The organism is Campylobacter pinnipediorum subsp. pinnipediorum (assembly GCF_002021925.1).
GTDB classification, from domain to species: domain Bacteria; phylum Campylobacterota; class Campylobacteria; order Campylobacterales; family Campylobacteraceae; genus Campylobacter_A; species Campylobacter_A pinnipediorum.
Genome location: NZ_CP012546.1, coordinates 731422 through 752402, shown reverse-complemented (window position 1 = coordinate 752402; position 20981 = coordinate 731422). Strand labels below are relative to the sequence as shown.

Annotated in this window: 20 protein-coding genes; 2 read left to right on the top strand and 18 right to left on the bottom strand. The window is 30.2% G+C overall.

All coding sequences use genetic code 11. From position 1 onward, the window contains the following. Window position 1: 1 nt before the first annotated feature. The 10 genes from CPIN17260_RS03880 to pheS all read right to left on the bottom strand — a co-directional run bounded on the left by CPIN17260_RS03880 (window position 2) and on the right by pheS (window position 12204). Window positions 2-1408, bottom strand: coding sequence for a replicative DNA helicase (locus tag CPIN17260_RS03880; RefSeq protein ID WP_078440586.1), 1407 nt, complete (start codon window positions 1406-1408; stop codon window positions 2-4). Next, the gene (gene ispG, locus CPIN17260_RS03875; protein ID WP_078440585.1) at window positions 1401-2459 is read right to left on the bottom strand and encodes a flavodoxin-dependent (E)-4-hydroxy-3-methylbut-2-enyl-diphosphate synthase; all 1059 of its coding nucleotides are present in this window, start codon (window positions 2457-2459) and stop codon (window positions 1401-1403) included. Before ispG ends, CPIN17260_RS03880 begins: the two co-directional genes overlap by 8 nt. Window positions 2460-2524: 65 nt before the next feature. Then, window positions 2525-2956, bottom strand: a complete 432-nt coding sequence (locus CPIN17260_RS09300) for a hypothetical protein (RefSeq protein ID WP_078440584.1) — start codon at window positions 2954-2956, stop codon at window positions 2525-2527. A gap of 42 nt (window positions 2957-2998) precedes the next feature. Continuing rightward, window positions 2999-4576: a phosphoglycerate dehydrogenase gene (serA, locus tag CPIN17260_RS03865; RefSeq protein WP_078398045.1), complete on the bottom strand. Its 1578-nt coding sequence runs from the start codon at window positions 4574-4576 to the stop codon at window positions 2999-3001. After that, on the bottom strand, window positions 4573-5037 hold the full coding sequence (locus tag CPIN17260_RS03860) for a hypothetical protein (RefSeq protein ID WP_069636672.1): 465 nt from the start codon (window positions 5035-5037) through the stop codon (window positions 4573-4575). The genes serA and CPIN17260_RS03860 overlap by 4 nt, the downstream gene beginning before the upstream one ends. A gap of 21 nt (window positions 5038-5058) precedes the next feature. Continuing rightward, complete coding sequence (locus tag CPIN17260_RS03855; protein ID WP_078387587.1) at window positions 5059-6714, bottom strand: 30S ribosomal protein S1; 1656 nt, start codon at window positions 6712-6714, stop codon at window positions 5059-5061. A gap of 85 nt (window positions 6715-6799) precedes the next feature. Further along, window positions 6800-7624 carry a 4-hydroxy-3-methylbut-2-enyl diphosphate reductase gene (locus CPIN17260_RS03850; RefSeq protein WP_069632482.1) on the bottom strand — a complete coding sequence of 275 codons (825 nt, stop codon included), beginning with the start codon at window positions 7622-7624 and terminating at the stop codon, window positions 6800-6802. After that, window positions 7614-8888: a 3-phosphoshikimate 1-carboxyvinyltransferase gene (gene aroA / locus CPIN17260_RS03845; RefSeq protein ID WP_078440583.1), complete on the bottom strand. Its 1275-nt coding sequence runs from the start codon at window positions 8886-8888 to the stop codon at window positions 7614-7616. Before aroA ends, CPIN17260_RS03850 begins: the two co-directional genes overlap by 11 nt. Beyond that, entirely contained in the window at window positions 8885-11215 is a 2331-nt protein-coding gene (gene pheT, locus CPIN17260_RS03840) for a phenylalanine--tRNA ligase subunit beta (RefSeq protein ID WP_078440582.1), read from the bottom strand. Before pheT ends, aroA begins: the two co-directional genes overlap by 4 nt. Beyond that, window positions 11212-12204 carry a phenylalanine--tRNA ligase subunit alpha gene (pheS, locus tag CPIN17260_RS03835; protein ID WP_069632479.1) on the bottom strand — a complete coding sequence of 331 codons (993 nt, stop codon included), beginning with the start codon at window positions 12202-12204 and terminating at the stop codon, window positions 11212-11214. The genes pheT and pheS overlap by 4 nt, the downstream gene beginning before the upstream one ends. Window positions 12205-12323: 119 nt before the next feature. Here pheS and CPIN17260_RS03830 point away from each other — a divergent pair, with 119 nt between their 5' ends. Then, complete coding sequence (locus tag CPIN17260_RS03830) at window positions 12324-12677, top strand: histidine triad nucleotide-binding protein (protein WP_069632478.1); 354 nt, start codon at window positions 12324-12326, stop codon at window positions 12675-12677. A gap of 71 nt (window positions 12678-12748) precedes the next feature. Here the strand turns inward: CPIN17260_RS03830 and CPIN17260_RS03825 are convergent, their stop codons facing one another. From CPIN17260_RS03825 to CPIN17260_RS03800, 6 genes are all read right to left on the bottom strand, one after another. After that, window positions 12749-13660, bottom strand: a complete 912-nt coding sequence (locus CPIN17260_RS03825; RefSeq protein ID WP_069632477.1) for an AEC family transporter — start codon at window positions 13658-13660, stop codon at window positions 12749-12751. A gap of 74 nt (window positions 13661-13734) precedes the next feature. After that, window positions 13735-14340, bottom strand: a complete 606-nt coding sequence (gene thiE, locus CPIN17260_RS03820; RefSeq protein ID WP_069632476.1) for a thiamine phosphate synthase — start codon at window positions 14338-14340, stop codon at window positions 13735-13737. Then, window positions 14333-15076 carry a hydroxymethylpyrimidine/phosphomethylpyrimidine kinase gene (locus CPIN17260_RS03815; RefSeq protein ID WP_078440581.1) on the bottom strand — a complete coding sequence of 248 codons (744 nt, stop codon included), beginning with the start codon at window positions 15074-15076 and terminating at the stop codon, window positions 14333-14335. The genes thiE and CPIN17260_RS03815 overlap by 8 nt, the downstream gene beginning before the upstream one ends. A 19-nt stretch (window positions 15077-15095) precedes the next feature. Beyond that, window positions 15096-15857 (bottom strand): transporter substrate-binding domain-containing protein, encoded by a 762-nt coding sequence (locus CPIN17260_RS03810; protein ID WP_078405985.1) that lies wholly within the window; start codon window positions 15855-15857, stop codon window positions 15096-15098. 23 nt (window positions 15858-15880) lie between these two features. Beyond that, a complete protein-coding gene (locus tag CPIN17260_RS03805) occupies window positions 15881-16609 on the bottom strand; it encodes an amino acid ABC transporter ATP-binding protein (protein WP_069637278.1) in 729 nt (242 codons plus the stop codon). Beyond that, window positions 16602-17312 (bottom strand): amino acid ABC transporter permease, encoded by a 711-nt coding sequence (locus tag CPIN17260_RS03800; RefSeq protein WP_069632472.1) that lies wholly within the window; start codon window positions 17310-17312, stop codon window positions 16602-16604. Before CPIN17260_RS03800 ends, CPIN17260_RS03805 begins: the two co-directional genes overlap by 8 nt. A 145-nt stretch (window positions 17313-17457) precedes the next feature. On the opposite strand from CPIN17260_RS03800, the gene putP reads away from it, so the two are divergent. Then, window positions 17458-18948: a sodium/proline symporter PutP gene (gene putP / locus CPIN17260_RS03795; protein WP_078398042.1), complete on the top strand. Its 1491-nt coding sequence runs from the start codon at window positions 17458-17460 to the stop codon at window positions 18946-18948. Window positions 18949-19257: 309 nt separating this feature from the next. Here putP and ribD read toward each other — a convergent pair whose 3' ends face one another. Beyond that, complete coding sequence (gene ribD / locus CPIN17260_RS03790) at window positions 19258-20343, bottom strand: bifunctional diaminohydroxyphosphoribosylaminopyrimidine deaminase/5-amino-6-(5-phosphoribosylamino)uracil reductase RibD (RefSeq protein WP_078440934.1); 1086 nt, start codon at window positions 20341-20343, stop codon at window positions 19258-19260. A 60-nt stretch (window positions 20344-20403) separates the two neighbouring features. Then, window positions 20404-20931: a ribosome hibernation-promoting factor, HPF/YfiA family gene (gene hpf, locus CPIN17260_RS03785; RefSeq protein ID WP_069636658.1), complete on the bottom strand. Its 528-nt coding sequence runs from the start codon at window positions 20929-20931 to the stop codon at window positions 20404-20406. Window positions 20932-20981 lie beyond the last annotated feature (50 nt).

The window sequence follows — 20981 nt, the reverse complement described above, 5'->3', positions numbered from 1 at the left end:
ATTAGCCTTTAAACTCAGAAACACTATCCGGCATAGGTGCTTTTTCGACAAATTTGGAATGATCTTTTTTAAATATTACTTCTACTATACCTGGCTCACCGTTTCTATTTTTCCCTATTATTATCTCCGCTTTTTCTTGTAATTTATTTTCTGGGACAAACTTTTTAACATATTCTTTACCCTCAGCCTTTGCTCTTTCTTCTCTCTCTTTTTCCTCTTGCTCTCTATAAACTTCTTCCCTAAATATAAAAAATATCATATCGGCATCTTGCTCTATAGCACCAGACTCTCTTAAATCACTAAGCATAGGTCTTTTATTTGATCTTGATTCTAGCCCTCTATTTAACTGAGAAAGTGCTATAATAGGGATATCAAGCTCACGAGCCAAAAGCTTTAACCCACGAGAAATTTCAGCAATCTGAAGATGTCTTTCATTAAAATTACTTGTACTCATCATAAGACCTATATAGTCAATAACACAAAGTGAAATTTCTTTATGCGATGTTTTTAGTTTTCTAAGCTGGGTTCGTATCTGATGTATATTTACATATCCGCTATCGTGAACGAAAAGCTTACGAGAACTCATATATTCACAAGCATCACTTAACTTAGTAAGCTCATCATCTTCCATTTTTGCACTTATGATATTTTGAAGTGGGATAGAAGTTTTAGCAGATAACATACGCATCATTATCTGTTCGGCTGGCATTTCAAGAGAGAAAAATACAACACCCTTGTTTTGACTTAGTGCCTTTTCTATAAAATTTAAACATATAGTTGTCTTACCCATACCGGGACGAGCAGCTACTATTATAAGGTCCCCATTTTTAAAGCCATTTGTTTTTTCATCAAGACTTTTAAAACCAGTGCTTAATCCAACAGTGTCTTTTTCATCTAATTGTGATTGTTTTTTTATATATTCAAGAAAATCATTTACTATCTCTTTGCTCTCTTTTATACTTCCAGTGCTTTTAACATCTGTTAGATTATAAAGCTCAGAGGATATCTCATCAACCATATCCCTACTTGGTTTATCTTGAGAAACTTTACCTGGCATATCTTGAGCCATTTTGAGTATGCTTCTTTTAACTGATTTTTCTTTTAGCTCATTAGCATATTTTTTTATATCAACAATACCATTTGTTCCTAATATATCTGTCAAAACAGCTTCATTATAACTTTTACCAAGTTTTGTTTTCAAAAAAGAACTAGCTATAGGAACATCTGAGTTTAGACACTCTATCATGGCTTTAAATATATCACTATGAGCTTTTAAATAAAAATCTTTTGCACCTACAAGGTCATAAATTTCACTAAGTGCATCATTATTTAAAATTATAGAGCTTAATATCGCTCTTTCCATATCAAGATCATAAAGAGAGCTTAATTCTATATTATTTTTATCCACGTGATTTTATCTCATCATCAATTTCAAGTAAAAATCTATCGACCAACTCATCTTCTTTTAGTTTTGCGACCACCTCTCCTCTTCTCATTATAAGACCATTGCCTTTACCAAATGCTATTGCAACATCAGCGCCTTTGGCCTCACCGATAGCATTTACAACACAGCCCATAACTGAAACATTTAAAGATTCTTTGATATGTTTTGTCTTTTCTTCTACGATCTTAATGGCTTTTACTAGATTGCTTTGTAATCTTCCGCAAGTTGGACAAGATATAATATTTAGCCCCTCTTTTTGTCTTCCACTATCTTTTAATATAGCTTTTGCAACCTTTATCTCTTCTTCTAACTCTCCTGTAATACTAACTCTCATAGTATCGCCAATACCAAGCATTAAAAGTCCACCCAATGCTATTGATGATTTTATAGTAGCATGAAAAGTAGTTCCTGCTTCTGTTACACCCAAATGGAAAGGATAATCAACTTTTTCCCTAAGCTCCCTATACCCATTCATAGTTCTTTCAACATCGCTTGATTTTAATGAAATTTTTATGTCTGTAAAGTCAAGATCCTCTAACAATTTAGTATTATAAAGAGCTGATTGTATCATTGCTGCAACATTTCTTCCATATTTATCTTCAAACTGAGCTTCCAAGGAGCCTGAGTTTACACCTATTCTAATAGGTAAATTTCTTTGTTTGCAAGCTTGAACAACAGCTTTTATTCTATCTTTTGAGCCTATATTTCCTGGATTTATTCTGATGGCATCCACATACTCACTAACAATCAAAGCCAAACGATAATTAAAATGTATATCTGCTACCACCGGAAGTGGGCTTTGTTTTACTATCTCTTTGAGAGCCGCTGCATCTTCTTTATCCAAGACAGCACAGCGAACTATATCACACCCTGCGAAATAAAGACGATTTATCTGTTCTAATGTTCCTTGTATATCTTTTGTCTTAGAAAAAGTCATAGACTGAACACTAATAGGAGCATCTCCACCAATTTTGACATTACGAATTTTAATCTGTTTTGTTGGGTATCTTTGCAATTTAAAAACCTTAATTTTTTTTATATTATAAATAAAAATATCTTTTAGTAAGCTCAAAAAACTATTTATGTTTTTTTTCTTTGTTGTAAACCCAAAGATTCATATCTTTCTATATCTGAAGCATATTCTGGATTTTTCTTTTTTGCTTCAGTATTTAAAAAACTTATTATTTTGGCATCAGCATTTTTATGACTTGCTATAAGAAGTATAAAATTAAGATATTCTTTGGCCGAATCCGGCACACCTGAACCATTTTTAGAAGGAAAATTATGCTTTAAAAAAGCTTCACATAATAAAAAAAGTTCTTTTCTGGTCAAAGAATCATCTGAAACTAATTCTACAACATCTGTTATTGTATTTTGTTTTTTTGTGTTTTGATTGTTATTTTCCTCTTTGGCATAAGAATCACTATCTTGTAATTTAAAAATAAAATATCCCAAAACACAACACAGCAATATAAAAAATATAATTAACACAATAATTAATGTTATTTTCACAAAATTATCCTTAAAATTTATCCTTGAATTTCTTCAAGGATATTATAAAACAGCATAAGAAGCCCAAAGGCAAGTATCTAAAGCATTTAATGCGGCAAGAGTTTCTTTGCTTATTTTTTCATCAACCAAGATAACAGCAAGTGCTTTGCCGTGATCATCTCTACCAAGTCTAAAGTCAGCTATATTTATACCAGAAGATGCCAAAATAGAACTTATTTGAGCTATAACACCAGGAACGTCATTGTTTTTAAATATTATCATTTTTCCTTTTGGTTTAAAATCGGTCTTAAAGCCATTTATTCCAACTATTCTTTGTTCATTTTCATCAAACACTGTTCCGCTTACAATAGTAGTATCTATCTCAGTTGTTATTTTAACTGATATTTTATTTTTATAGCCACTTACAGGAGAAATTGTAGCATCATAAGATATACCTTTTTCATCACAAACAAAGTTAGCATTTACATAGTTGATATTTTCACCAAAGCTCTCTTTTAAAGCACCAACAATAGCAAAAGTAAGCATTGAATCTTTATAATCACTTATTTCACCTTGCACTTCAATAGATATTGATTTTATAGCTTTTTTGTTTATTTGTGCTCCTAAAAATGCCATCTTGCTTGTAAGCTCAATATAAGGTTCTACAAATGGTGGTAAATCTTCAGTTTTTATAGGTAAATTTAAAGCATTAGGATAACTAATAGAACGAACAGCACTTAATGCCTGCTCTACAGCTTGAACAGCGATATTTTGCTGAGATTCTAATGTATTTGCACCAAGGTGGGCTGTAACGCTTATATTTGGCAAATCAAGCAATGGATGATTTATTGCTGGCTCTTTTGAAAAAACATCAATTCCAGCAAAAGCTATTTTTCCACTTTTTAAACCATCTTCAAGTGCTTTTTCGTTATATAAACCACCCCTAGCACAGTTTATAAGTCTTACACCATCTTTCATTTTATCAATTTCTGCTTTATCAATAATATTTGTTGTTTCACTAGTTTTTGGAGTATGTATAGTTATAAAATCACATTTTAAAATATCATCAAAATTTGTAGTATACGTGCCACCCATATCCAAAACTTTTGCAGGGTCTATATATGGATCATAAGCAATTATGTTCATACCAAAAGATTTAGCTCTAGTTGCAACTCTTGAACCTATATTTCCAAATCCTATAATACCTAAGCTTTTATTAAAAAGTTCGACTCCATACCATTTTTCACGCTTCCAAATTCTATTTTCTTTTAAGTCATTATGAGCGTAAACAAAAGATCTAGCTGCACATAACATATGAGCCATAGTAAGTTCTACAGCTGCTATTGTATTTGCAGTAGGAACATTCATAACTATAATTCCACGTCTAGAACAACCTTCAATATCAACATTATCAACACCAACACCAGCTCTAACTACAGCTTTAAGTTTTTTAGCTGCATTTAAAAAAATTTCATCCACATCTGTTGAACTTCTAGTTATAGCAACATCTGCCTCACCTATAATTTTTAGAAGTTCGTCTTTTGGCGTAGAAACAGCATCAATAATATTAATATCATCTTCTTTCTTTAAAAGCTCAAGAGCAACAGGATGCAACGCATCACAAACAATAATAGTTTTCATATTTTTACCTCTATTACATTTGAATTTATATCATATGACTTTAATTTCAATATGATATCCTGTAAAAGCTTTGAATCACTTGTATTTAAAAAAACTTTATTTAAATTACCGTCTTTAACTATAGTAAAATCAACATTTTCATTATACAGTGTTTGCTTGATGCAAAATATAGAATAAATATCACTTTTATCAACAATAAGTTCGTAAGCGGTCTTGGTATCAGACTGAATTGGATAAGAATAATGTATATATATTTGATTTGTCGGAAGAATATACTCCGTTTTTGGCATATTTGCAAGCTCTCCAACCCAATCCTTCTTTTTGTTACTCTTGTCTAGGTTGTTTTGACTTTCATTTAATACTTTAATTTCAGGAGCCTCAGAAAGATTATTATTAGCAAATCTATACAGACCGACACCTGAAAAAATTAAAGCACAAAATAAAATTACTATTATACTCAAAAGAGCATGCTTATGCATATTTTATTGTAATTGCTCTTTTATGATATCTCCAAGAGTAATCTTGTCGTTATCATTAATTTCATTTAAAACTTCACGCTCTTTTTGTTTTGCTAAAAATTTAATACTTAAGCGTATTCTGTTTCTCTTTTCATCAATAAATGCTATAGCTGCTTCTATATCGTCTCCTACTTTCAAAGATTCTATATCTAAATTGCCAATATCTTCTTTTCTAATAAGAGCATCAACGTTATCATCAAGTTCAACAAAAATACCAAAATCTTTAATATCTCTAATCTTACCTTTTACAATATCTCCGATTTTGTGTTTAGTAGCAAAATCTTGAACAGGGCTTTGTTTTAACTCTTTCATACTTAAAGATATTTTTTGATCATTGCTATCTATTCTGACGATTTTAACTTTAACTAAATCGCCATTTTTAAACAACTCTTTACATCTAACATTTCTATCCCAAGATGCATCTTCGTTATGTAACAGACCTTCAACAGAACCTATCTTTACAAAAGCACCAAAAGCTGTAACACTAGTAACAATACCCTCTACAACATCGCCCTCTTTATGGCTCTTTCTAAACTCATCAAAAGGTTTAGGAAGTAAATTTTTAAGGCTAACCCTTAAACGTCTTTCTTTAGCATCTATCTCTATAACTTCAACATCAATATCTTGACCTTCACTTATATGATCTTTTGGATTTTTTATATTTTTGTCCCAAGAAATTTCAGATATATGTAAAAATCCTTCTATGTCATTACCAAGATCAACAAAAGCTCCATAAGGCTCTATATTGCTAACGATAACTTTTATAGTATCTCCAACATCAAGACCATCTTTAATCTCTTCCCATGGATCAGGCATAGCTGCCTTTATAGATAAAGAAAGATGACGTTTTTCATTATCATAACTCATAACTTTAACTAAGACTTTATCGCCTTCATTATACATAGAACTAGGATTTACTGGCCCTTTATAGCTAATCTCGCTATAATGAACAAGACCATCAACACCTCCAACATCTACAAACATTCCATAAGTAGTTATTTTCTTTACAGTGCCTTCCATAACTTCTTCATTATCTACAATGCTTAAAAGAGCTTCTTTTCTTTTCTTTCTATCTTCATCTAGTATTTTTTTTCTAGAAATAACAATACTTTGCTCGTCTTTGTCTACTTTAATAATCTTAACTTTGTATGTTTTACCAACTATATCGTTAGAGTTTTTAAATCCACTTTGAGTTCTAGGCATAAAAAATTCAACACCATCAGCATCTTGAGCAACAAAACCGCCCTTATTCTTACCTATAATTTTTACCTCAATAGTATTATCTTGTGTTTCAGGATCATAATTTTGTATATAAGCTTTAACCTTTTCTTTTCTTAAAGCTTTTTTATGAGATACAGAACCTCTGCCAGTTATTACAACTTTTATAGTATCGCCTACATTGTAAAGTAAGTTACCATTAGCATCGGTTATTTCGGAAAGTTGAAGTCTACCTTCGGACTTTTTGCCTATATCGACTAAAGCCTCATCTCCTCTTATCTCTACAATAGTTCCTTCGCTATCTTCTTCTGTCTTTTTAAAAGACTCCTCTAACATCGTTGCAAAATCGATATCTTCAATGTCATCTGCCTTATTTAACTGAACGCTTTTGTTCACAGCCATCTTAGTCCTTTTTATGTTTTATGATTTGCTATTATACTGCAAATTTACTTATTTTATTTAAAATTTCCTTATTAATGGTTGAAATTTATATTTTTTCTATTTTATTTATAACCTTTTGTATAATCCAGTCAGGAGTACTAGCACCAGCACTTACACCGCAAAGCTGCTTTCCTTCAAACCATTCACTATTTATCTCATTTTCGCTCTCGATAAGATAACTATCTTCACAAAAATTTTTAGCTATTAAGTAAAGTTGTTTTGTGTTTGAGCTATTTTTACCACCTATAACTATCATAACATCTGCTTTTTTTGATAAATTTTTAACAGCTTCTTGATTTTCAAAAGTGGCATTGCAAATTGTGTTAAACACCCTAACCTCTTTCACTCTAGAAATTAAATAATTAACAATTTGCATAAATTTTTCTACTTTACGAGTAGTTTGGCTAACAACTGCAACTTTTTGAGATAATTTTATATTTTCAAGCTCTTCTTCTTCAAGTATAACAAACACATTTCCATTGGCATACGATTTTACACCTTTTACCTCTGGATGATTTTCATCTCCAAAAATAACTATATCATATCCATCTTGACTCATTTTTTCACAAATTTGTTGTGGTTTTGTTACAAATGGACAAGTTGCATCTATAACATCTATCTTACTCGCATTTAATTTTTCTAAATCATTTTTAGGAATTCCGTGAGTTCTTATAATGACTTTTTTTTCATCTTGTAATTCGCTTATTCCATTAAGAGTTTTTACATTAAAATTTATTTTTAAACGATTAATCTCTTCATTATTATGTATCAAAGGACCTATAGTAGAAGCATCCTTTGCATTTTCAGCCATTTTTATAGCTCTTTTAACACCGAAACAAAACCCATAATTACTAGCTAATTCAATCTTCAATATAAACACCAATCTTTCTAAGTATATTACTAAAATTTGGAAAAGAAGTTTTTATAAACTCACTTTTTTCTATTTGCATACCACAAATAAGTCCTAAAATAGCAAAACTCATAGCTATCCTATGATCTCCATGGCTATCTATAATAGCACTTTTTGCCTCTCCTCCAACAACACTAAAACCATCTTCAAATTCCTGAACTTCAATACCACATTGTCTTAAACCAACAACCATAGTATGTATTCTATCTGATTCCTTTACTCTTAACTCTTTTGCATTTCTTATACTACTTTTTCCATCAGCAAAACAAAATGCAATCGCCAATGCAGGAATTTCATCAATAAGCCAAGATATATTTTTACTAACATCAATACTTTTAAGCGGTGCATATTTTATCTCTATTTCACCAATATCTTCATACTGAGAACTTGTCTTTTTAAAAGTTATATTAGCACCCATTTTCTTTAAAACATTATAAGCTTCTATACGAGTTTTATTTAAAATAATATTTTTAATAATCAAATGAGAATTTGGAATAACACAAGCCGCTACAGCATAAAAAAATGCAGAACTAGGATCATTTGGCACATCTATATCAAGTGGCTCTAATGGTTTTTTCATAGGTTCTACAAAGATTCTTAAACCATCAACTTTTATATTAGCACCCATACCCAAAAGCATTTTTTCAGTATGGTCTCTACTTAATTCATTTTCATAAAACTCGCAACCATTCGAACACAATCCAGCCAATATAAGTGCTGACTTAATCTGAGCAGAGCTTATTTGACTTTCAAATTTAAAAAAGTCAAGTTTAGAACCTCTTACACAAATAGGTGCCTTATCACCGTTATTTCTACCATCTATTTTTGCTCCAACCTTTAAAAGAGGAGTAGCAACTCTTGACATAGGTCTTTCATTTAGATACTGATCGCCACTAAGAACATAATAACCATTCTGAGCTGCTAAAAAACCCATAAATATACGCATAGCAGTGCCTGAGTTTCCACAATCCAATATAGTATTTGGCTCTTTTATGTGCTGTGGTGGAGTAATGATAATCTCATCATCCACCTCTTTTATGCTAGCCCCCAATTGTTTTATAATATTTAATGTATTTAATGTATCTTCAGCTTTTAAATAACCTCTTATTTTACTATCTTTATCACTAAGTAGTGAAAAAATAGCAGTTCTATGAGATATTGATTTATCGGCGGATATATCCTCTAAAACGATATCAATAGGCTTTTTTAATGGCTTTATAATCATCTTATACCTATATTTAATTTACCTTTTAAGGCTTGTAATATATTATCTACAATTGCATTTATCTCTTCATCTTCAAGAGTTTTTTCATTGTCTTGGAAAGTAAATTTAATAGTTATACTAGAACTTCCTTTAAGCTCATCGGATTTATATATATCTACCGGTAAAAAATCTTTTAAATTTTTTAAAGATAGAGAGTTTATACAATCTTTTATTTCACTAAATTTCATACCATCAGGAACAATGAGACTTAAATCACGACTAACATTTGGGAATTTAGAATAAGATTCAGCCTTTATGCTTTCATTGTTCATTTTATCAAAATAGATTTCAGCCACATAAGTTTTTGGTAGATCCATATCATCCGCTATCTTAAGATGAACTCTACCTATATATCCTATCTCGATACCATTTTTGTAAATTTTAGCTTGTTCGTATGGGCTTAGATATATCTTATCAGTTGAAGCCACTAATTGTATCTTACCAATCACACTAGAGACCAAGCTTGAAAACTCAAAAAAGTCTACTTCAGAAACCTTAGCTCCATTTTTTAAACTAGGGTCTTTTGATAAACCTGATACTAAAAATCCAAAATTTGAACTTTGATTTGCATTTTCATCAAAAACAACACCATATTCAAATAATTTGATTGATTTTTTAGAATTTTTGATATTTTTTTCACAAGAGCTTAAAAGGTGATTTACAAGAGTTGGTCTTAATGTATTTAATTCATTGTTTATAGGATTACTTATGCCAATTTTGCAAGGCTTAAATCCTAGTTTATCCAGACTTTCACTATTATCAAACACATAATGAACACTTTCAAAAAATCCAACACTAGCGGCTCTTTTTCTTAATTGTAAAGCAAATTTATATCTTTTATATGTATCGTTTAATCTATTTTCTTCGCTAAAAATAAGTGGTTTTGAGCTGATATTGTCTATGCCTATTATTCTTACTATCTCTTCACAAACATCATGAATATTTACTATATCGTGTCTAAATAATGGCACTTTAACATTTATGGTTTCAAGTTCTTGATTTAGCACAACTTCAAAGCCAAGTTTTTTTAGAATTCTAACAATATCATTTTTTTGAATTTCTCGACCTATCATTTTATTTATATCAGATATTGCTATATTTATAAGTGTTGCTTCTCTTCTTATAAAAAACTGCTGTGTTCCAGCATATAAACCAATTGATTTTAAATTCAAAAACATTTTAAATAAAAAGTCTATTCCTAAATTTAAGTTTGGCTCACTACCCCTACTGCTTCTATATACTTCATCATCTTTTTGAGTGTCTTTATTTTCACCATTAAATTCACTAATAACACTTGGGGTAGAATAACTAGCTTGTATTATAGCTATTTTTGTATTTTCGTCTATTTTGTAGTTTTTGTCTTGAAAAACACCAGCCACACCTATATTTAAACCATTACAACTAATTATACTTTCTTTAAAATTTCCATTTTTTAAATCAAAAGTTACTTTATTATTCAAACTTAGCTTAGAATAATCATAAGCTCTAAATAAAACACCGGTTGAATATGTAGCATATTCCAAAAGCCTTTCTATAGGGTTTGTTTTAGTGCTACCAATAAGACCCAATCTAAGTCTTGTTATTAAACTCTCATTTATATTATCATTAATTTCTATAGCTTTAAACAAAAAAGAACTATTTAGATTTTCATCTGAATGTATAGAAAATATACGACCTATACCAGGTAAATTTTCTGGATCTTCATAAGATTTATTTTCCTTACAACATAAGTCCAAAGCAACGCAAAGCTCTCTTGCTATGCCATTTATGCTTTGACAATCTCCACGATTTGCAGTGATATCAACATCAATAACAACATCACTAAATATAGGAAAATCAGCAATCTGTTTACCAAGCTCTAATCGTCCTATACTCTCATCAAGCACCATAATACCATCATTTGTTTTAGCCAACCCAAGCTCTGTTGATGAGCATATCATACCAGAACTCTCAATACCTCTTAGTTTAGCTTTTTTTATTTTCATTCCATTTGGCATTGTAGTACCAACTAACGCAACTGGAACAAACTGACCAACTTCAACATTTTTAGCACCGCAGACTATCTGCAAATTTTCATTTCCAACATCAACTTGACAAACATTTAGTTTATCAGCATCTGGATGTTTTTCTTTGCTTTTTACATATCCAACAACTATATTTTCAGGTATTTTTATTTCATGAGAGCCATCTACTTCAAGACCTATTGAGTTTAAAGTTTTTAAAATTTCATCGGCACTAATAGAACCTAAATCTACCCATTCATTTAACCAGTTTTTTGATATTATCATTTAAATTGCTCCAATAATCTTAAATCCCCCTCAAACAAAGAGCGTAAATCAGGAACTCTATGAAGCAACATAGCAAAACGCTCAACACCAAGACCAAAAGCATATCCGCTGACATTTTTATATCCGACAGATTTAAATACATTTGGATCAACAACACCACATCCCAAAACCTCTAGCCAGGTCGTGTGTTTGCAAACTCTACAACCTTCGCCGTGGCAAAATATACAGCTAATATCTACCTCTGCACTAGGTTCCGTAAAAGGGAAAAAGCTAGGTCTAAATCTAACTTTCACATCTCCAAACATATGTTTCAAAAACCCTTCTAGCATACTTTTTAGATTTGCAAAACTTACATTATCACCCTCTTCTACAACCAATCCCTCAACCTGATGAAACATAGGTGTATGAGTAACATCAAAATCACGTCTAAAAACTGTTCCAGGAGCTATCATTCTTATAGGTGGCTTTGAGCTTAGCATTTTTCTGATTTGAACAGGGCTTGTATGTGTCCTTAAAAGCCTTGAATCACTCAAATAAAATGTATCTTGCATATCACGTGCCGGATGATATTTTGGTAAATTTAATGCTTCAAAATTATGAAAATCATCTTCTATTAAAGGGCCTGTTTCTAATGAGAAATTTTGAGAAACAAAATATTCTATTATCCTATCCATAACATCCATCACAGGATGAATAGCACCCACATTTAAAGGTTCATTAAACAAAGTAACATCTACTGCATCTTTTTTCATTTTAAGTGCAATAGCTTCTTCGCTTAACTGGGCTTTTTTGTTGTCAATTAAAACAGAAAACTCATCCCTTTGTTTGTTTAGTTTTTCAGCAAACTCTTTTTTTTCGCTATTGTCAAGGGTTTTAAGTTTTGCAAAACCTTCAGCTAAAATACCTTTTTTACCAAAAATCTCAAGTCTAATTTTTTCAAGACTAGCAAGATCTTGCGTTTCAGAAATCTTTTGTATAAAATCTTTCAAGAATACAACCTTTTTAAATTTTTATCAAAGATTTTATATAAAATTTATTAAAAAACTAATAAAAGAATATTTTTTTATATCTAAATCTGATATAATCTTCTAAAATTAAAGGAGAAACAATGACAATTTTTGAAAAAATAGTAGCCGGAGAAATTCCATGCAACAAAGTTTTAGAAAATGATAAATTCCTTGCTTTTAGAGATATAAATCCAAAAGCCCCTATACACATACTTATAATACCAAAAAAACACTATAAAAACATACAAGAAATGGATCCTGCTTTAATGGGAGAAATGTTAAGTTTTATACAAGAGTTAGCAAGATTTATAGGTGTTGATGAAAGTGGGTATAGACTCGTAACAAACTGTGGGGAAAATGGTGGCCAAGAGGTAATGCACCTACACTTTCACATGTTAGCCGGGGCAAAACTATATTGGGACAAAAATCCATCAAATCCACAATCAACATTTTAATTTAACCATTTAAATCGTTCCATTTAAATCGCTAATTATATAAATAAAAATTAGCGATTTTTTATTATAAACTACATAACAAAAATATAATACATAATAGGAAGAGTTATAAAGCTTAAAGCTACACCAGTAGCTATAGATGATATAGCCAAAGAGCTATCAAGTTCTGCTTTCATAATCATAGCACCAGCCAAGATCATAGGAGGCATACTACATTGCATAAGACCAACTATCCAAGTTTTATCTTGCATATCCAACCCAATAACACTAGATATAACAATAAAAACAATAACAGGAAGTATCATTTTACAAAAGAGAACTACTGCTGTGCTTTTGTAAGAGCTTTTTATACTAGCAAAACCAAGTCCTACTCCAATAGCAAAAAGACCAACTGGAGTAATACTTGCTTCAAATAATTTTAGTGGTTCAAACAAAAAATCTGGAATTGATATATTTTTAAAAATAATTCCAGCCACAAGTGCAACAAATGGTGGAAACTTTAAAATTTTCATTGTGTTCTTAAAAAGAGAAACCTTATCATGACCACCGAAAGATAGTATAAAAGGTCCTATTATAGATATAGGAATGCTTGTAGCCATTTGATCATAAAATATAACTTCGTTTAATATATCATCTCCAAAAAAACCTCTGGCAACAGGCATACCAACAAAAAGAGTATTACCAAAAAGACTAAGCATAATAACACTAACTGTAGTTGCTTTTGAAAATTTAAAAAACCGGCAAATAAAAAAACCAATAATAGCAGATATTATACTTGATATAAAACCTATAAAAATTATGCTAATAAGAGTAGTATCTATATTAACATGATACATCTTATCAAAAATCAAAGCCGGTATTGCAAAACATAAAACAAAATTTATGAATATAGTAGAATTCTTTTGTTCTAATACGCCTGTTTTTTTAGCCAAAAACCCAGATGCCATTAAAACAAATATAGAAAACAAAGGAACAAAAATCATAAACACCCCCTAGTATTTTTTGTAGGTGGCAATTTTATAACTATAAAAATAAAAATTTTATAAATTTAAAAAAATTAATTGATTTTATTTTGTAGATTTAATATATTTTCTTTTATAGAATTTGGACCATAAATTGCATTAACAATAGCTATAAGATCCGCTTTTGCTTCAGATACTTTGCTGATATTTGTTTCATTTATGCCACCTATTGCACATACGGAGATATTAAACATATTCTTTGCTTGAGTTATTATATCAAGACTTGCAGAGCCTGCTTCTGGCTTTGTAAGACTTGTAAAAATTGAGCCAAATGCAATATAATCAGCTCCATTTTTTACTGCTTCTTTGGCAAGCTCTAAACTATCATAGCAACTAACACCTATAAAAAAATCTTTACCTAAAAATTTTCTGGCATCTTTTAGATTTACATCTTTTTTGCCTATATGCACACTTTTTGCACCTATTCTTTTTGCAAAAACTATATCATCATTTATTATAAATCTAGCATTATAATCATTACATAAACAAAGTATTTCTCGTGCTATATCTTCATTTTTATTGAAGCGTTTGCAACGATATTGATAATACTTAATACCACTTTGTAATATATCTTCAACATGCTCTAAAATAATATCATCTGGACTTAAAATATCATCGCTTAAAGCATAAATTTCACTCATTAAAATCCTTAAAATTATGTCTTAATAATGTTTTACCAAATTTGGTATCATGACTATTCAAAATAGCATTATAAACATAATTTTTAGCATTTTTTACGCAATCTTGAATGTCAAATCCAAGAGCTAAAAAGCAGGCTATGGCACTACTAAATGTACAACCAGCACCATGAATAAGCTCTGGTTTAATAAGTGGAGTTGAAAAATCAAAAACACCACCATCTTTTTTATATAGTCTATCGACACTATAGCCATTAACAACATCTTTTTTAACTACTATATCACACAAAAGATTGTTAAAATTATTTTGAAAAATACATTCAGCTTCAAATTTATTAGGAGTTGCAATAGTTGCATATTTAAAAAGTTCTTTTAAGCTATCAATAGCATTATCATCTATAAGCTTTATATTTGACTTGCTGATACAAACTGGATCTAATACAACCGGAGCATTTATGATTGGAATCCATTTTAATACAGTATTTATTATATTAGTATTATATAACATTCCTATCTTAATAGCATCTATTCTAAGTTCATCTACAATGCATTTGATTTGTGAATCAACAAATTCAGAACTTACTTCCGATATACTAACAACATTTTGAGAGTTTTCTGCTACTAAGACACTTATAGCAGCAGCACCGTAACAACCGAGTGCTTCACATGTTTTTATATCAGCTTGTGCACCGGCTCCAGCAACACTGTCAGAACCGGCAATTATAAGTATATTTTTCATTGAATTAAAAAATTAAATTTTACTTCAAATTATATTTTTCTTCTATTTTCTCAAAAGTACCATCATCTTTAAGCTCTTTTAATGCAGAATTTATTTTTTTGATAAGTTCTGCTTTTTTATCTTTCTCAAAAGCTATTGAAAAACCTTCGCTGCCATCAGCAACTTTATAAAATTCTTCCAAATCTTCATTTTGTTTTAAATATCCATATCCTATAGAACTATCAATCAAAACAACATCTATTTTTCCAGCTTTTAAGCCCATAATAGCGCTTAAAACATTATCAGCAGGAATTACTTTTGCACCTTCAATTTTTTTAGCGGCACTCTCTTGCAATGTTCCAAGCTGAACACCTATTTGCTTATCAACAAGGCTATTCTGATTAACATCAGAGCCTTTTTTTCTAATAAATAAATTTTCAGTTGAGTAATAGGTATCCGAAAAATCAACTGATTTTCTTCTATCTTCAGTAGCACTCATAGCACTCATTATAGCATCAATTTTACCAGCTTTTAAAGCAGGTATAAGACCATCAAAGCTTATATTGTTAAGTTCTAATTCAAACCCTACTTTTTTAGCAACAGCTTGCATTAATTCAATATCAAAACCAGCTGGGTTATTATTGTCATCTATAAACTCAAATGGTGGATAATCCATACTCACACCAAGTTTTACAACTTCTTGTTTGCTTGAATTGACATCAGCAACCTTGGCCTCTTTTTTTTCATCCATGCATCCCATAAAAAATACAGCAAATGCCAAAAACAATAAAAATTTTTTCATTTTTTTCCTTTTTTTTAATATTATTAGTGATTTAAGACTTTTCCTAAAAATTCTTTCAAACGTGGGTGTGTAGGATTTTCAAAAACATTTTTAGGAGTATCGTCAACAGCTATCACACCACCATCCATGAAAAAAATACGATTTGCAACATTTCTAGCAAATCCCATCTCATGAGTAACTACAAGCATTGTTAATCCTTTTGAAGCAACATCTTGCATAATATCAAGAACCTCACCTATCATCTCAGGATCAAGAGCCGATGTTGGCTCATCAAAAAGTATAACATCAGGATTCATAGCAAGCGATCTAGCTATAGCTATACGCTGTTTTTGTCCACCTGAAAGCTTATGCGGAAACACATCTTTTTTATCACTCAATCCAACACTTTTTAAAAGCTCCAAGGCTTTTTTTTCAGCCTCTTCTTTTGACAAAGTTCCAGTTTTTATAGGGGCTAATGTTAAATTTGACAAAACAGTTTTGTTTGCAAATAGATTAAAATGTTGAAATACCATACTTACTTTTTGACGAATTTTATTAATGTTTGATTTTTTGTCTAAAATATCTTCACCATCTATAAATATATGACCACTAGTTGGCTCTTCAAGTCTATTTATACAACGTAAAAATGTGCTTTTACCACCACCACTAGGACCTATTATAGCTATAACTTCACCTTGCTTTATATCTAAATTTATATCTTTTAAAACCTGTAATTTTTCATAGCTTTTATTTAAATCTCTAATTTTAATCATTTTGTCTTAATCTCTCTTCTAATTTTCTAACCAAAAATGAAAAAAACTTAATACTAATATAATAAACTATGCCGGTAAATAATATAGGCTTTGGGTTATAAAACACGGCTTGAAGGCTCTTGCTTTGCATTGTTATATCCACAACGCTAATATAACCAACAACAGAAGTCTCTTTAAATAAAGATATAAACTCATTAGCTAAAGCTGGAAGTATATTTTTTGTAGCTTGTGGAAAAACTATCTCTTTCATAGATGTATAATAACTAAGCCCCATTGCTCTTGATGCTTCCATTTGACCTTTATCTACACTATTTATACCACTTCTAACTATCTCAGCAACATAAGCAGAGCTATTTAGCCCTAGCGCTATAAGCGCCACATAAAAATTATCGCTCCAAGTAGCAAAAATTACTACAGAAAAAATCAAAAGTTGTATGATAATAGGAGTGCCTCTTAATATATCTATATATTCATCTATTATGAAATTTAAAATTTTTATATCTAAAAACTTTAAAAATGCAAGTATAAAACCCAATATAATACCTATGCTTATACCACCAGCAGTAAGTCCTAATGTAACACCATAGCTGTTGATATAAGCCATTCTCTGGGTACTATTTAGCTCAGTGGGGTATGTATAGTAAATACCAGCAACAGCTACTATTACAAAAAATAGTAATTTAAAAAAATTTTCTTTAGACAAATTTTTCCTTTTTAAATACTTAAAATAGCTAATAATAATACGCAAAATTTCTTATTTTTTAGCTTAAAATTATAAATTTTCTTTGATTTTAAATAAAATTATAATAATATCACATCTTTAAAATAAAAAACAACTAAGGTATTTTATGGATTTTTCATCTTATTTGGCTATCGCATTTTATTTTGGAATATTACTTTTTATAGGCTGGTATTCTTACAACAAAACAGCAAATATGAGCGAGTATTTACTTGACAACAGACAACTAGGTCCGGTTGCAACTGCTTTAAGCGCAGGCGCAAGCGATATGAGTGGATGGATGTTGCTTGGTCTTCCTGGTGCTCTTTATGCAACAGGACTTGCAAATATTTGGATAGTTATAGGACTTTGTGTTGGAGCTTATTGCAATTATTTATTTTTAGCAAAAAGAATAAGAGTTTATACAGAAGTTGCAAGTGATAGCATTACGATACCTGATTTTTTAGAAAATCGTTTCAAAGATAGAACAAAAATACTAAGAATAATTTCTGGACTTATAATACTTATATTTTTTACCATTTATGTATCAAGTGGAATCATAGCCGGTGGAAAAAGTTTTGAAAGTTTTTTCAACCTTCCTTTTAGCCTTGGTGCTTTTATAACTCTTTTTATAGTTGTTTTTTACACCTTTTTTGGTGGTTTTAAAGCGGTTTGCATAACCGATGTATTTCAAGGTACTTTGATGTTTTTTGTTTTGATTGCAATACCGGTAGTAGCTTATTTCAATATAGATTTATCGGGCAATAAAACATTTATAACAGAAATAACAAGTCTTAGCAAAGATCACTTAAATATCTTTGCAAACCAAAGCTTTTTGGGGATTTTAGGTTTATTAGCTTGGGGGCTTGGGTATTTTGGACAACCGCACATAATAGTCAGATTTATGGCTATAAGAAGCTCAAAAGAGTTAGCTTTAGCAAGAAAAATAGGAATCGGATGGATGACATTAGGACTACTTGGAGCACTTATGAGTGGTCTTATAGGATATGTTTATTTTAATCAAAATAATATGGCTTTAAAAGATCCTGAATTAGTATTTTTAAAACTTGGCGAGATATTATTTCATCCATTTTTTGTAGGTATCATACTTTCTGCTGTGCTTTCCGCCATAATGAGCACTGTTTCAAGTCAATTATTAGTGAGTGCTAGTTCTATAACCAAAGATTTTATACTCGCATTTTACAAAAAAGAAATTTCAGCAGATAAACAAGTCATAATAGGAAGATGTGCAGTTGTTGGCGTTGCTCTTATAGCTACGGCTTTAGCTTTTTTATCAAGTGATACTGTGCTTGGAGTTGTAGGAAATGCTTGGGCTGGTTTTGGTGCTAGTTTTGGCCCTGTGCTACTTTTTAGTCTTTATTGGAGAAAAATGAGTGCACTTGGAGCCTTAGCTGGAATGATAGTTGGTGGAGCAACTGTTATATTGTGGATAACACTAGGTCTTAGCTCTTATATATATGAACTACTTCCTGGTTTTATCGCTTCTAGTATAAGTATAGTAGTTGTTAGTATCTGGGGCGATGCGATAGATAAAATGACAAGAGAACCTAATAAAAATACAATATCAGATGAGTTTGATAAAATGAAAACAAGATTATAAAAGTAAATAACATAATAAAATACTCGAAATATAATTAGATTATAGATGTCTCAACTCTATAATCTAAAAAACAATAAGATAAAAAAGATTAAGTCAAGACAGCAAATAAATACAAAACGAAACTTAAAAAATTAGATACGATATAAGATATCTATATAATCGATAAGCCTCAATTAAATCATAAGAAAACATTAATTGCTAAAAAGTTAGTTTCGATATACACAAATTATATAAAATATTTTTTATAATAGTTTAACTTTCTTGATTTAATTCTATAAATAAAATAGAATTATTACTAAATTAACGCTTTTAGCTTAAATCTTGATTTATCTCATACCAGCCATAATTGTCATTTTCAAAGTTTGATTCAAAAATAGGTCTAAATGAGTTTTTAAATTTTATATTTTCACCATCTTTAAGCTCATTACTCTTATATAACAAAACCCGTTTTAAATTTGGTATCTTGCCATCAAAAGCAAGTTTTAACATACCTGCTCCACCCTCATATATTACAAGTTTTTTTTCTAAATTTTCAAGAGAGTTGGAGATAAACACTTTTCTATCTTTAACACCAAAAAGAGGTATATTTTTATCAAAATCATTTTGTCTTGAATATATCAAAACATCTGGATTTTTTCCATTTTGAATAAGCCTTGTATCAAGTGTAGGACGATCTATCCTAACAGTATTTCCACCTATAATTAAAAGCTCGGAAACATCTCTTAATTTATGAGAGTGAGTTCTACTTAAAGCATTGGATATAATTCCTCCAGTAATTACTCCATTTAGACTGATAGCTAATTTTAAAAATGAAAAATTTCCTTTTTGCCAAGACAAAAATGGATCAATAAGCTCTCTCCCATTTTCAACACAAACACCGACTTTAGTATTTATATTGTGTTGTTTTAATAGTTCTATCCCGCCACTAGCTACATCATTAAAATCCATACAAGATATAATTACATCTTTAAATTTTAACCGAATAAATAAATTGACACAAGGTGGGGTTTTTCCGTGATGAGTACATGGTTCTAGTGTTACATAAGCTTTTGCATCTTTTAATAAATTTGAATGATTTTCAAGTATAAATTTATAAGTAAAATTTGACTCCAAATCATACTCTTCAAGCTCTTTTATACTTAAAAACTTAACAAAAAACTTATCATAATAAGCCTTTGTAAAATCAAAAAATATCTGCTCGTTTAATTTAAAAAGAGCAAACAATATAGCCGTTGGTTCTGCATGCAAAAAACCAGCTTTTTTATGAGCTTGACATGATAGCAATGTGCCATTTTTATCTAAAATCGCACAACCAACAGATGGGTTTGGATATGTTAAAACAGAGTATTTCCAAGCTTGTCTTATAGCCAAATCCATAAAAAATTCATCAGATATTATCAAAGTAAAACCTTTGCAAGATAAAACTGAGGGATAAATAATCCCTCAGTTTATTTTTTAGTAAAGACCGAATTTACCATCTGTTCTTTTATAAATAACACGCATTCTTGCATCTATATCATTAAAAACTAAAAACTGCATATCGCTATTTTTTAGTTTTTCAAGTGCTTCTTCTATCTCAAGAGGCTTATAAAGCTCTAGCTCGGTAGGTACTATCTCATCTAAAATATCTGTATTTTCTTCATTTACAAACATTCTTTTTATTTTTTCTTCATCTTTGCCTTTTACGGTTGTAGTTTTATCATGCTCTCTTCTAAGAACTTTTAGCATTCTATCAAGAGTTAGATCTATAGCAGCATACAAATCTTTATCTTTTTGTTTAATAACAATAGTATTTTTATGAGAAATGTTTGCAGCAAACTCTACGCCAAAGCCTTTTTTTCCATTTTTCTCATCAGCAGATACAACACATCTTAGAGATATTATATCCATCTGGTATTTGCAAAGTGCACTAAAAGCATTCTCTATATAGTCTTTTATAGAATCAGTAAGCTCTAATTGTTTACCTACAATACTTGTATTCATTACCATACTCCTTAAAATAAAGTTTGTATGGTAATTATATCACATAAACA

Excerpts from the sequence above, each read along its gene's own strand:
- serA (WP_078398045.1), bottom strand. The coding sequence starts at position 4,576 with ATGAAAACTATTATTGTTTGTGATGCGTTGCATCCTGTTGCTCTTGAG.
- CPIN17260_RS03855 (WP_078387587.1), bottom strand. The coding sequence starts at position 6,714 with ATGGCTGTGAACAAAAGCGTTCAGTTAAATAAGGCAGATGACATTGAA.
- aroA (WP_078440583.1), bottom strand. The coding sequence starts at position 8,888 with ATGATTATAAAGCCATTAAAAAAGCCTATTGATATCGTTTTAGAGGAT.
- pheT (WP_078440582.1), bottom strand. The coding sequence starts at position 11,215 with ATGATAATATCAAAAAACTGGTTAAATGAATGGGTAGATTTAGGTTCT.
- CPIN17260_RS03830 (WP_069632478.1), top strand. The coding sequence starts at position 12,324 with ATGACAATTTTTGAAAAAATAGTAGCCGGAGAAATTCCATGCAACAAA.
- CPIN17260_RS03825 (WP_069632477.1), bottom strand. The coding sequence starts at position 13,660 with ATGATTTTTGTTCCTTTGTTTTCTATATTTGTTTTAATGGCATCTGGG.
- thiE (WP_069632476.1), bottom strand. The coding sequence starts at position 14,340 with ATGAGTGAAATTTATGCTTTAAGCGATGATATTTTAAGTCCAGATGAT.
- CPIN17260_RS03815 (WP_078440581.1), bottom strand. The coding sequence starts at position 15,076 with ATGAAAAATATACTTATAATTGCCGGTTCTGACAGTGTTGCTGGAGCC.
- CPIN17260_RS03810 (WP_078405985.1), bottom strand. The coding sequence starts at position 15,857 with ATGAAAAAATTTTTATTGTTTTTGGCATTTGCTGTATTTTTTATGGGA.
- CPIN17260_RS03805 (WP_069637278.1), bottom strand. The coding sequence starts at position 16,609 with ATGATTAAAATTAGAGATTTAAATAAAAGCTATGAAAAATTACAGGTT.
- putP (WP_078398042.1), top strand. The coding sequence starts at position 17,458 with ATGGATTTTTCATCTTATTTGGCTATCGCATTTTATTTTGGAATATTA.
- hpf (WP_069636658.1), bottom strand. The coding sequence starts at position 20,931 with ATGAATACAAGTATTGTAGGTAAACAATTAGAGCTTACTGATTCTATA.